The following is a 13,779-nucleotide window of genomic DNA, read 5'->3' on the forward strand; positions in this document are numbered from 1 at the left end:
TCCCGAAAAAATTAGCAACGACCATACTGGTCTTTAATACGAATAATGTCGTCCTCGCCGAGGTACGACCCCGACTGGATCTCCAGCACTTCCAGCGGAATACGGCCCGGGTTTTCCAGGCTGTGCTCGGCGCCAATCGGAATAAAGGTGGACTGGTTCTCGGTCAGCAGGAACTGCTTGCCGTTGACCGTCACCTGGCCGGTGCCGGCGAGAATGACCCAGTGCTCGGCGCGGTGGTGGTGCATCTGCATCGAGAAGGCGCCGCCCGGTTTCACGGTGATACGGTTGACGTTGAAGCGCGGGGTCTGGACCACCACGTCGCAGCGGCCCCAGGGACGGTAAATCTCGCGGTGGCGCTTGTACTCGCTGCGCTGGTTCTGCTTGAGGAACTCGACCGCCTTCTTCACGTCCTGGGAACGCTCACGGTTCATCACCAGCACGGCGTCCTTGGTGCTGACAATCACCAGGTTCTCCACGCCGATGGCCGCCACCAGCTTCTCGTCGCTGTTGATGTAGCAGTTTTCGCTGTTATGCACCCACGCGTCACCGCTGAGGACGTTACCCTGCTCGTCTTTCGGGCTGACCTCCCACAGGGCGGACCAGGAGCCGACGTCACTCCAGTCGGCATCGAGACCGACCACCACCGCGTCGGCGGTTTTCTCCATCACCGCGTAGTCCACGGACTCGTCCGGGCACTCGCAGAAAATGTCATGCGGAATGCTGATGAAGTCGCTGCCGTTGTCGGCGGCATTGACCGCGGCCTGGCAGGCTTCGAGGATATCCGGGCGGAATTTGGCCAGCTCGGAGAGGTATTTTTTGGCGCGGAACATAAACATGCCGCTGTTCCAGTAGTACTCCCCGGAGGCGAGGTAGGCCTCGGCGCGCTCGCGGTCCGGCTTCTCCACGAAGCGGGCAACCTGGTACGGGGTGTGGGCGCTGTCGGTGAGGGCCACGCCGCGCTGGATGTAACCGTAGCCGGTTTCCGGGGCGTTCGGCACGATACCGAAGGTGACCAGATGGCCTTCATCGGCATACTGCTCGGCGACGCGGATGGCGTCGTGGAAGACCGGCTGGTTATTGATGATATGGTCGGCGGCGAGGACCAGCATCAGCGGGTCGTCGCCGTGGCGGGTGGCCTGGAGGGCCGCCAGGGCGATGGCCGGGGCGGTGTTGCGCCCGACCGGCTCAAGAATAATGTTGTTCGACAGCTTGTTGAGCTGGCGCAGCTGTTCGGCCACCAGGAAGCGGTGCTCTTCGTTACAGATGACCATCGGTTCATGGATTTCAAGGCCCGAGAGTCGGGTGATGGTTTCCTGCAGCATGGAGTTCTGCCCGTACAGCCGGAGGAACTGTTTCGGGTAAAGCTCGCGAGACATCGGCCAGAGACGACTGCCGGTACCGCCAGCCATTATCACAGGAAGTAACATATTAATTTCCTTTAATTAAAACCCTGTTATTTAACACCCAGTAATTTACTGAGGCCAGAAGCAGATTAATATAGGCGTACAAGATAATAAATATGGCAAATTCTTAAAAAGGTTAAAAATTAGATATTAGAAATATTTTTAGAAAGGAAATGCTTAAGGTCAGGTTGCAACATTAAATATAAAATTAAAAACAGTCAGGCCAAATGGCCTGACTGTGTGAAGAAATTTATTCCAACCATTCTGTGTGGAATACACCTTCTTTATCAGTACGCTTATAGGTGTGCGCACCAAAGTAATCACGCTGAGCCTGAATCAGGTTAGCTGGCAGAACTGCGGAACGGTAGCTGTCGTAGTAGGCAATTGCGGCAGAGAACGTCGGTACCGGAATACCATTCTGCACGGCATAAGCCACGACATCACGCAGCGCTTGCTGATAGTCATCAGCGATCTGTTTGAAGTACGGCGCCAGCAGGAGGTTAGCAATGCCAGCGTTTTGCGCATAAGCATCGGTGATCTTCTGCAGGAACTGCGCACGAATGATACAGCCAGCGCGGAAAATCTTAGCGATTTCGCCGTAGTTAAGATCCCAGTTGTATTCATCGGAAGCAGCACGCAGCTGGGAGAAGCCCTGAGCATAGGAAACGATTTTACCGAGGTACAACGCGCGACGCACTTTTTCGATAAATTCAGCTTTATCGCCGGCCGGCTGAGCCTGCGGACCACTCAGCACTTTCGACGCGGCTACACGCTGGTCTTTTAGCGAAGAGATATAACGAGCAAATACGGACTCGGTAATCAGAGACAGAGGTTCGCCGAGATCCAGTGAGCTCTGGCTGGTCCACTTGCCGGTACCTTTGTTTGCAGCTTCATCAAGAATGACATCAACGAGGTACTTACCTTCTTCATCCTTCTTGGTGAAGATATCTTTGGTAATGTCGATCAGGTAGCTGCTCAGTTCACCTTCGTTCCATTCAGTGAAGGTTTGCGCAAGCTCTTCATTGGAAAGCGCCAGACCGCCTTTCAACAGTGCATAAGCTTCGGCAATCAGTTGCATGTCTCCATACTCGATGCCGTTATGAACCATCTTAACATAATGGCCAGCACCGTCAGCACCGATATAGGTCACACATGGCTCACCGTCTTCAGCAACCGCAGCAATCTGCTTCAGAATCGGAGCGACCAGCTCATAGGCTTCTTTCTGCCCACCAGGCATGATGGAAGGCCCTTTCAGAGCTCCCTCTTCACCACCGGAAACACCGGTACCGATAAAGTTAAAACCTTCGGCAGACAGCTCACGATTACGACGGATAGTGTCCTGGAAAAAGGTATTGCCGCCATCAATGATGATGTCGCCTTTGTCGAGGTAAGGCTTCAGGGAATCGATAGCGCTGTCGGTGCCAGCCCCGGCCTTCACCATCAACAGGATACGACGTGGTGTTTCGAGGGATTCAACAAACTCTTGTACTGTGTAGTAAGGAACCAGTTTCTTGCCTGGATTTTCGGCAATAACTTCTTCGGTCTTTTCACGGGAGCGGTTGAAAACGGAGACGGTATAACCACGGCTTTCGATGTTCAGCGCTAGGTTGCGCCCCATCACGGCCATACCGACAACCCCGATCTGTTGCTTGGACATTACATACTCCTGTCAGGTGTGGTCACTGCGACATGTTCGCAGGTTTGTAATAACATTATGTTAGCGTAAAACGTAAAAAACTCATAGCATAAACTATGTAATTCTCTTGTAAGAGAGTTACTTATTTAGTATGGAATATTTTAAATGCAATTAATAAAAGACATTTCTATGAAAATCAAACTTTATATTTTTTAACTTTATCGACGCAAGACATTAGTTTACTTACGTTTTCATAAAAAACATTATCATTGCTTAAAAATGGTTGTCTTGCCTTGCAGGACTCAAGCATTTTAACAGCAGATTCAATATACTTTAGGTCTAACTTATTTAGAGTTGCTTCCCCTAAAGATAAAGCAATCTTATCAGGAACAACTGATACTAACTTCTTTGCAACTTTATTATATTTGGGCCACCATGGTCTACCTTTATACGTTCTCTTGTTATAGAAATCAGACAGGGCGGAATCCAGAGTTAGATCCTTAATATAATAATTCTCTCCATAAAAACCCAAACCTCGGCTGCGAATTGACTCACGTAAACTGCTACTACCTAAAACCAGTGGAGAATATTTTTCCTTAATTGTCTGAGTCCAATCCAACCATTTAAAGGTATTTATCTGAGGAGATGTTATTAAAGGAAGCCATGGAACGCGCATCGCATCAGCGATAATAGCAGCATGCATTGCATCTGCTAAAACCATTTTTGCCCCTCGAATTTTATTTATAACGACCTTTGCATCCCATTGTGGATTTACAAATTCAACACCAGCCTGTTCACATACATACTGCCAGTTACCTGTTAAAAGTGCATGATGATGTGGTATAAAAATCGTGCCATTCCTTTCTTTTTCGGATAAGGGTTTAAATTCCTCAAGAGTATTTAATAATGCAGCACCATCGGTTATGTACTTATCTTCTGACAACCCAAGCACTTTAGCACTTAATGGACCTCTAACTGCAAGAATATCCCATGAATCATCACCAAAATTATTTGGGGGATTACCATAACCAACTCCGCTTGAAAAAACCACCCATTTACCAGCCTTTGGCATGGCTGTGTTTATAATAGTTCCGATTCCTGACATTCTAACAGACTCATCTTGATCGAAAAAATCTGGAATAAGAGCATCCCAAAGCCAGGAATTTAAATCATCACCAAAATTCCCAATAACATCTTTATAATAATACAGTTTCATTATAGCTCCCCAAAAAAAAATAATAAACCTAATCTCGTGGTGCAATAAGGCCGCGAAGTGTGTAGCTATTTCCTCATGCGAAAAACATGGTATTTAGAAATCACTGTCGATAAAATAACTTTCCTTTCAAATTTGCTCACTACAAAAACCAAAGCAAAAATCAGATAAATAAATGAGTAAAAAGAGCAGGCAAGTAATGTTAATAATATACCGTCGGGAGAGAAGGATACATTAATATAATATGAAATAGCATAAGTTACACCAGCTGAAAAAACACATGGCAAAACAATTTTAAAAAGATAGGCATTAAAATCGAAGCTTGTATATTTAGCAAGAAAGTACGATCTTAGAAATAGATTTATAATCGATGTGATTATCAAGGGAATATATGCGCTAAAAGGAGAAAACCCTAATTTAAAAAGGAAATATGCAAAAGGTAAACTAATGAAAACAAAAAAACTAACCGTCAATTGATAGATTTTTATTTTGCCAACAGCCTGTACACCAGCAATAACGCTTGATGAAAAGCTATCAATTAACGCAACAATAATAACCAACCGGACGAATCCTATAGTGTAAGGTGGAATGTTAACTAACCAAACAGACAAAAGTTCTTTTGTGCATATAAGTACCGGGCAGGATATTAAAAAAAGGAATGAAAAAGTATATTTTGAACAGTAAGTTACCAACGTAAGGTATCTCTGCTCATTCTTCTCAGCATATGACTTAAATATTTGTGGTCGTACCGCCGAAACTAATGACTGAGTTAACGAATTAATGGCATTAAGAATAGTTGCTGATAAAGCATAAGCAGCATTGACAGTGGTTGCAAAAAAAACATTTATCGCTATATTAATCCCTTGCGTTCTACACACATATGCAAAATTTCCAAATGTATTCCAAAATGAAAACATTGTAATATCTTTAATTACCTTACGACTTAATACCCCGCCTTTAAAAGACAGAGGAAAATTTTTGTAACAATAGAAAACATATATACAGAAGCTGGTCAAAGACGACAATAAAAGCAATAATGAGTATATAATTAACTTATTGTAAGGCAAAACAGTAAGCACAAAAGAAACAATAAGTTTTGAAAGGGAATCAAATATTGCCATATACGCGTAAAAAGACATCTTTTCATGTGCTAATACAAGTGCATTAAAAGGAGTCTGAATAATAGAGATAAAGATTGAAAACAATGCAATAATATATACTTCTTTGGCTGTCGACAATGAATTAACATCGATGGTCAGTACATGGCCTATAACGTAACCTCTAATTATAAGCAAAAGAATAAAGAAGAACATTCCTCCTAAAAAATATATCAATATACTATTTTTCAACGTATTACTGACCGCAGAATAATTATTGGCTCCTAAATTAATAGAGATGAATCTTTGCACCGAATCGTTCATAGCTGATACAATAAATACAAAAAATGCTACAGTTCCAAAAATGACACTAAAAAGACCGTAATCTGACACACCTAGTTCATGCAGAACAATTCTAGTTGTGTAGAATGAGATGAATAATGACAACAATGTCCTTATAGCCAAGTAAAGAGTGTTTTTTACTATGAGTTTATTCTTTGACATATATCCAACGTCATATAATTAGTTATTGGTTTTTTATTGATTGCATACCTTACTCAATAAAAAAATATTTTCCATATCCTTGAAGGAATATGTTTTTAATATTTGGCTATCATTTTGGCTCATTAATACATTGGTATTCATAAGTCCCAAGTGTTGGGTGTTATTAACAATCAAAAAATGAGCGCTCGTTTTTTTAAGTTGCATGACCTTATAGTTATTTAAATATGCCATGTAATGTAGCCAAACATCATCGGCTCGAGGACATTTATTTATAAAATCGTCACCAGCTTTATACAAATGATCAAGGAAGTTTTTAGGATAAATCACACCAGAAACGCCAGTTGCAAAAAAAGCAATATTTTTTTCAATTGAGCTACATGCATTCCATTCTTCATAAGGTTTAAATTTTCCTCGTCCATCAAAAGTAATTTCATGTGCACGATGGCAGACAATTACATCAGAACAGGTTTTAGCAGCAGAATATAAATCAAACAACCAGTTCTTCGGATAAATGATATCATCATCCGCTGTAACTAAATAATCATTATGCTTTCTCTCCAAAATATACGGAAAATATTTAGTATGTGGACCGTAGTTTTTAGAAAGTTTTATTTCTAAGCCTCTATCCTTAAGCCTAACCAGAGACAAAGGTAGATTTTTAATAGCATTTTCATTATCTAACCATAGTATAATTCTTGCTGGTAAAACTTTACCACTTAATATTGACTCAATCGTAATATGTACACTTGCAATGCGATCACCGTGTGTTGTTAAGCTAACATCTACATTGGGCAATACATTTTCAAGGTTTTGATAACGTCCACTTTTAATCTTATTATTTCTCTCAAATAACCTTGTGTAAATCATTGAAAGCAGAGGATCTTGTATCTTATAAATATAATAAGACTTACATTTTTGAATAAAATTCTTGGGTTTCATATTTACTCCAAAACAATATCAACGTTTAATCGATTTAAAAAATTTCTTAATGGATTTTAATGAATGAATTATATTAACTGACATTTTAGGAGAGTGAACATAAACACTTAATATAAAATATTCAAGAAATGATATCTTTAAAATTCTTTTCTTATTATTATGTAGCATATCAACAGAAAAGACAGGGGAATTATATTCCTGAATAAATACTCCACCACAATCGATTAACATTTTGTATACTTGATGTATAAAATAGCTTTCAACAATACTTTTTATATTATCATTCGCGAAGTTAGCTATAATATAGTTATAAATAAATAGTGAAGATCTATATCTATCCATGAATAATTTAGCTGTAGGAGATGAAGTCAAGCTATCATCACGTAATCTATACTTATATACAACAATATTTGTTGTTGCTATGATCTTAGCACCTTTTAAAATTTGTATTAGGAAAATACCATCTTCACCATAATTTGAATCTCCATAAATGATTTCTCTATTAAATAATTCCTTACGAAACAATTTCCCCCATAAATAGAAATTATTTACGGCGACAGAATCAGCTAAAAAATCGACGCTCTTATCATACTTATTAGTTTGCCACCTCACCGGCCTAGTAATAATACCATTATAAATGCCATCATGACTTCCTGCTACAACATCGCAATTATTAGAAATTGCGAGACTATACATTGTTTCTATCGCATTAGGAGGAAGCGTATCATCACTATCCAAAAACATAATGTATTGTCCTGATGCGGATTTTAATCCAACTGGCCGTGTAGTAACAACCCCGCCATTATTTTTATTTATTATAATAATTCTTTTATCTAATTCTTTATACTTTTCTAAAATATTGGCAGATAGGTCTGTACTACCATCATTAACAAAAATAAACTCAGCTTCTTCAAATGTTTGTTCTAACAACGAATCAATACACTCTGACAAATACTTTTCAACATTATAAACAGGAATAATAACACTTACTTTACACATTTTAAATGTCTCTGTATAGACTTAATAAGCTGATTTATTTACAAACCCTTTGAAAATAGTTAGAAATATTATTTTCAAATCCAACCAAATACTCCAGTTACGAATATAAAGGAGATCGTATTCTACCCTTTTTTGCATTTTATCCAGCGTATCCGTTTCTCCTCGCCAACCGTTTACTTGTGCAAGACCAGTAATGCCCGGTTTAACTTTATGTCGTAACATATAACCTTTGATTAGTGTACGATATTGTTCATTGTGAGAAACTGCATGTGGCCGTGGACCAACTACAGACATTTGTCCAAATAGAACATTAAAAAATTGAGGTAATTCATCCAAAGATGTTCGACGTAAAAACCTACCTACTTTAGTAACTCTAAGGTCATGTTTTGTTGCCTGGGTGACGTTGTGATCATTTTCCATAACAGTCATTGATCTAAACTTCCAAACTTTAATAGACTTCCCGTCCATACCATATCTAATTTGTCTAAATATCACTGGACCGGGCGATGTGAATTTGACCGCACAAGCAATAATTAATAAAACTGGAGAAATTACAATCAGTATAGATAATGATACAATTATATCCTCTAGGCGTTTAAAAACCATATTAATCCCACTTAATGGGGACTCATACAAAGGGACTACAGGGACACCATTAATCTCTTCAGTTCTAGATTGTAATATATTAAATGTAAAAATATCAGGAATAAGGAGAACAGAGCATGTAGTATCTGATAATTCACTTATTACTTTTTTGATTTTTGCCTCATCATGCATGTTCATTGCGATATAGATTCTGTCTAACTCACCATGTCTTGCATCTAAAATTAATTTCGACAAGTCTCCGACAAAAGGTATCCCGTTATGGTCATTAACAGGATTTTCATCGTATATACCCTTGACAATGAAGCCAAGCCAAGGTTCTTCCAAAAAACCTTTAAGTAAGTTTATACCTGCTGGCAATGTTCCTACTACTGCTACTCTTCTCGTATTGTATCCAAATTTTCTTAATACACCGGCTCCGAGTCTGATAGTTGTACGACAACATATGAATCCTAAGGATACTACTAAGTACCACTGCATAAAAAAGCTAAAACCTAAGTTATCATCCGCATATAGAGATATTATACTTAGATTTAACAATATACTAAGCGACCAATTTTTCAGTATTAAGGTTAACTCGGTTGATATACGAACCCCTCTCCAAGATCGATAGAAATCTGTAATTCCTCCAATCATCTGAAAAATAACCAATACTGTCAAATAATATAGAACTTCATTGTATGTAAATGGCGTTCGGTTAAATAAACAAGTAAAATACAACCCCAAAAAAATAATAAGGATATCCGAAAACCTTTGGACCATGGATATTAATGAAGCATTTGCATTTACACGTGCACGATGAGTAAAGGTTGTCATACTAAATCCGCCATAATTAACCATAATTCCTATTGAGCAAAGTTATAGACTTCAACCACCAAACAAACGAATTAATAAGATATTTTTTTTCTTTCATTAAAACTCATCCATTTTTCGTTAACGTACGTTTCCATTTCGGTATCGAAGCGCTCACAAGAAAAGCGAACTGTGTTTGCTCTACATATATGCGGTTCAAATTTATCTTGATTATTCTCAAAGTATTCAATGGATTCAATAATTGCTTCTACTGTCTGTCTATCAAAAAATACACCTGTAGGATTTATAACTCCTAATGGCCTGATTGTTTCTAAAGACCCACCCTTTCCAAAGGCAATTACCGGTGTACCGCATGCTTGAGCCTCAACAGGTGTAATACCAAAATCCTCTTCAGCTGCAAAAACAAAAGCCTTTGCTTTTTGCATCAAATCCAGCATAACATTTGAAGATTGGTAGCCCAAAATCTCAACATTTGATTTTGCTTTAGCCTTAATTTTTGCCATTTCACTTCCATCGCCGATAACAATCAGCTTCTTATCTGGCATATGGCTAAATGCTTCAACTATAAGATCAATTCTTTTATAAGGTACCAATCTAGATGCTGTAAGATAGAAATCTTCTTTTTTTTCAAACAATGGAAAATTATTTATATCTACAGGTGGATAAATAACATCTGCTTCTCGTCCGTATACTTTTTTTATCCTCCTTGAGATGAAATGAGAGTTAGCAATAAAATGATCCACCCCATTAGAAGTTCTTGAATCCCAAACTCTCATTTTGTGAAGAATATATTTAGCTAACATGCCTTTGAAACCAGAATCTAAACCTGCCTCTCTTAGATATTGATGCTGTAAATCCCAAGCATAGCGTATTGGGGAGTGAACATAGCTAATATGCAGTTGATCTGGGCCAGTTAAGACTCCCTTTGCAACCGCATGGCTGCTTGATATAACCACATCGTGTGAAGAAACGTCTAGTTGTTCAATAGCCAAGGGCATTAAGGGTAAGTATTTTTGATATTTATCTTTTGAAAAAGGCATTTTTTGAATAAAAGTGGTATCTGCATGTTTTCCTCCCATTAACCCTCTTGCATCAGGAGAAAGAAAGTCCACCAGTGAGTACAGCTTTGATTCAGGATACAAATCAATTAATTCTTTAATTACTCTTTCAGCGCCAGCATAAGTAACTAACCAATCAGCTACTATTCCAACATTATAATCGTGAGACATATTAAAACCCATAATTAAATTAGAATGAAATCATTTTAGTTAAAAGTGATAATACTGCAGAGGTGTATTACACAAATTCTTATTGAAAACAGTCACAGGTAGATAAAGGATGAAAAGAGCATTAATTATATTTTAGCTGACCTTGCTCCTATTGATTTTTGGGTAGAGAATATAGATAACTAGCAGCAGGTTTAGGTGATCCATCAACGTTTAATATTCCGAAATTACTTTCAAAATCGGACGCGTCAGTACCCTTATTAACAAAACAGTACCACCAAACACCTTTTATGAAATTATATTTTTTAGCTTCTATATAGTAACTAACCAAATATTGACCAATATCTTTATCGGTAAAAAGATTTTTCGAGAATGATGATACCCCAACTTCTGTAATGTATAAATTTACTTCATGACCAGAAGAATAAGACAATAGCTCATCATGTGCTTTGCGAATCTTATCTAAGCTAACACTAGCTGGTGTAATTTTCTCATGTGTCCAATCGTATGGGTGAATAGATATACCGTCAACATACGCCATAACCCCATTTAAAACAATTTCTTTACCCCAATTCATTTCTTTTCTTGAAAGCGGGTTGAATCCACCTGCTATAATTATGGCATTTGGATTATTTCGCCTAATAATTTCGCTGCTTTTTTTTACTAATGCAACATAATCCAAAGCCGACTCGAGACTATTATTATTATATTTAGGCTTACTGTGATTCCATTCATTCCAAATTTCAAATATTATCTTATTCTTACCAAAGTGTTTAGAAACCCAATCGACATAGTTAATAAACCCATTGATTTCTTCATCACTACTTAATCGAATATTTTTATGCCCTCCTGTGTTCTCTTTATAGTTACTATTACCATAATTGAGAATTACCAACGGGGTGAATCCCTCTTTCACCCCCAGTTGAATAGCATTTTCTAGCTTAGAATCAGGAACATTAAGTAATCCTTTTTTTTTCTCAACGCCTTGCCAAGAATAATCAACCCTAAATGAATCAATATTGTATTTTTTCAGAGTTTGTAATAAAACAAGTGGATCGCTTGGGAAAGTTGCCGGATGAACATTCATTCCTGAATCAAATGCATTGGCATTGCGAATTAGGAATAATTGTGTAATCAAAAATGTACAAATACCGACAACCTTTAAATTTAAATGCATAGTTCACCTCACTGCTAATTGTTTACGTTACATTCAAATTAGTTTAATTATGTATTTATTGTACTGGAACAATAACACATTTAAAGTTTAAAAATAAACCAACTTAAATAAATATGGCTATATGAGTAGTTACTACAGATTCATGCTTATATTATTAAAGGAATTCAAATGTTTTGGTTAAAATAGCATTGAACGTGTAGGGGAATACACCATAAACACCTTTAATGACAAATATATAATACGCCATTGCTAAGCATAAAATTAATATTAACACTGATAATACCAGTCTGGACGTATAAGTGAATATCTGAAGCAGTGTAGAGAATATAAAAATACTGCCAATATAGAAATATACTACAACTCGCCCTGGTCCCTCATATCGTAAGCCTAAAAACATAATACAGAACCATGTCAATGCTGACATGCAAATCAAATACACACATAATAGATGAAGGTTATTTTCTCGAGCTCTCTTATTAATTAATGAAAATACAGATAATAAAGCTAATATGAAATAAATTGCAAAAAAACCGCCGCCAATGTTACTCTCAGCGCTATATGAACTATATTTTGTTGTCCCAATAATATTTCCAAGAAAACTAAGTATTACTGATGAAGCAGAATAAACCCCCATAAAAGCTATAGAACCAAGTGTTACTAATACTGGTTTTTTGCGTATATATTTATATGCCAGAGGGATAAATACAAATAATAATCCAGAGATATGAAACAATACTGATACTGCAATTACTATATAGGCTTTTTTATATTTCTCCTCCAATATATAAGGAATCGAATACAAAAATACGGCCAGCGCTAAACTTGCTCGGATGACATTGAAATGGAAAAAATAAATTGTACTAAAAGTTAATAATGATAATATAGATATTAGTGGATTTGGTGATAATTTAAATATAGTAGAAATTACTAAATAGTTAAAAATTATAGCAACCCCGAAAAAAAAGTATGCATAATTTGTCAAGCCAAACAATTGATACAACTTTATTAAGAATACGAAGCCAGGTTCGATTGCTATGCCGCTAACCAGCCAGTCATGATATGATCTATCAACAACTAGAAAATTAGCATACATCAAAGAATCTGTACCGACGCTAATATCTCTTAGGCCTGGCATTAACGAACAAATAACTACAATAAATCCGACACATGTTTTTTGAAGTAGTTTAGTTCTACAATGCATTCCTACGAAAGATAAGAACAGCGATAAAGTGATTGTTATTATGTATATTTCCACAATCTATCCTTCATATATAGTTTTGATTATTCACATACGCATTCCCCAAAAAATAGGCTATCATAAGTATCCTAATTTTTTTAATACATCTTTGACCAGGAATTTTATATTTCTTGCTAATATAGATGCTTTAGATGCTTCGATTATATTTGAGGTGCCTTCATGATACTTAATTAAATAATTTATAACATATAGCGCAGAAGACGAGTATTTCTCAATATTTCTATTTTTTAAATCTTCCAACGCCAAGTTCGCTGGATAACTGCTAGTTACTCGACTACTGCCAATCGCATGATCATGGTGCATGATATATAATGGTTTTGATACATTTTTGAAATCACCGTATTTATAGCATAACCTAATCCAAGTATCCCAGTCCTGAAAACGTCTTGCCCTTAAGTCAAATCCACCAATTGCCTTGAGTCGTTCCGTCAAGGTAAATACTTGATTGGTTGCAAGGTTTTCTAATAATAGACCTTTAAGTGTTAACTTATGTCTTCTTTGTTTGAATCTTTTCTCATTTCCATCTGCATATTTATCAATATAATCACTACATAGAAACGAATATTTGTCATCCCAAGCCGATACAAAAGAACTAATTCTTTCAGGCATAAACTCATCATCATCATCCAGGCCTGTAATATACTCACCCTTCGAGGAAAATATCCCCATATTACGAGCTGCACATGCGCCAGATTGCCGTTCAGTACAAAAATACCGAATATTTTTACCTTCAGCAATTAATTTTTTAACATAATCCCCTGTACCATCTGTTGAACTGTCGTCGCAGATTAATATTTCAATGTTTTTATAGTCTTGTAATAATACAGATCGAATAGCTCTTTTGAGCATTTCTAAACGATTACAAGTAGGTATATAGACACTAACTAATTTTTCTTTCATATCTTATTCAC

The 13,779-nt window shown here is 37.4% G+C and carries 11 protein-coding genes; all 11 read right to left on the reverse strand.

Annotated elements, in window-relative coordinates:
* Positions 1-11: 11 nt before the first annotated feature.
* Positions 12-1,427 (reverse strand): mannose-1-phosphate guanylyltransferase/mannose-6-phosphate isomerase, encoded by a 1,416-nt coding sequence (locus tag SPE70_RS17790; protein WP_012967599.1) that lies wholly within the window; start codon positions 1,425-1,427, stop codon positions 12-14.
* Positions 1,428-1,653: 226 nt separating this feature from the next.
* A complete protein-coding gene (gene gndA / locus SPE70_RS17795) occupies positions 1,654-3,060 on the reverse strand; it encodes an NADP-dependent phosphogluconate dehydrogenase (RefSeq protein WP_000043543.1) in 1,407 nt (468 codons plus the stop codon).
* 175 nt (positions 3,061-3,235) lie between these two features.
* Entirely contained in the window at positions 3,236-4,255 is a 1,020-nt protein-coding gene (locus SPE70_RS17800) for a glycosyltransferase family protein (protein ID WP_023340502.1), read from the reverse strand.
* A 65-nt stretch (positions 4,256-4,320) separates the two neighbouring features.
* Positions 4,321-5,853, reverse strand: coding sequence for an oligosaccharide flippase family protein (locus SPE70_RS17805; protein ID WP_023340503.1), 1,533 nt, complete (start codon positions 5,851-5,853; stop codon positions 4,321-4,323).
* A 33-nt stretch (positions 5,854-5,886) separates the two neighbouring features.
* Complete coding sequence (locus SPE70_RS17810) at positions 5,887-6,792, reverse strand: hypothetical protein (RefSeq protein WP_023340504.1); 906 nt, start codon at positions 6,790-6,792, stop codon at positions 5,887-5,889.
* Positions 6,793-6,810: 18 nt separating this feature from the next.
* Positions 6,811-7,791 (reverse strand): glycosyltransferase family 2 protein, encoded by a 981-nt coding sequence (locus tag SPE70_RS17815; protein WP_324726395.1) that lies wholly within the window; start codon positions 7,789-7,791, stop codon positions 6,811-6,813.
* Positions 7,792-7,812: 21 nt separating this feature from the next.
* Entirely contained in the window at positions 7,813-9,210 is a 1,398-nt protein-coding gene (wcaJ, locus tag SPE70_RS17820) for an undecaprenyl-phosphate glucose phosphotransferase (protein ID WP_110209705.1), read from the reverse strand.
* A gap of 71 nt (positions 9,211-9,281) precedes the next feature.
* A complete protein-coding gene (locus tag SPE70_RS17825) occupies positions 9,282-10,436 on the reverse strand; it encodes a glycosyltransferase family 4 protein (protein ID WP_023340507.1) in 1,155 nt (384 codons plus the stop codon).
* Between the two features lie 148 nt (positions 10,437-10,584).
* Positions 10,585-11,610: a cellulase family glycosylhydrolase gene (locus SPE70_RS17830; protein ID WP_023340508.1), complete on the reverse strand. Its 1,026-nt coding sequence runs from the start codon at positions 11,608-11,610 to the stop codon at positions 10,585-10,587.
* Positions 11,611-11,764: 154 nt separating this feature from the next.
* The gene (locus tag SPE70_RS17835) at positions 11,765-12,865 is read right to left on the reverse strand and encodes an EpsG family protein (protein ID WP_023340509.1); all 1,101 of its coding nucleotides are present in this window, start codon (positions 12,863-12,865) and stop codon (positions 11,765-11,767) included.
* A gap of 60 nt (positions 12,866-12,925) precedes the next feature.
* Complete coding sequence (locus SPE70_RS17840; protein WP_023340510.1) at positions 12,926-13,768, reverse strand: glycosyltransferase; 843 nt, start codon at positions 13,766-13,768, stop codon at positions 12,926-12,928.
* Between the last annotated feature and the right edge of the window lie 11 nt (positions 13,769-13,779).

The organism is Klebsiella sp. ZJOU C1 (genome assembly GCF_035620215.1).
In the GTDB taxonomy this organism is placed as follows: domain Bacteria; phylum Pseudomonadota; class Gammaproteobacteria; order Enterobacterales; family Enterobacteriaceae; genus Klebsiella; species Klebsiella variicola.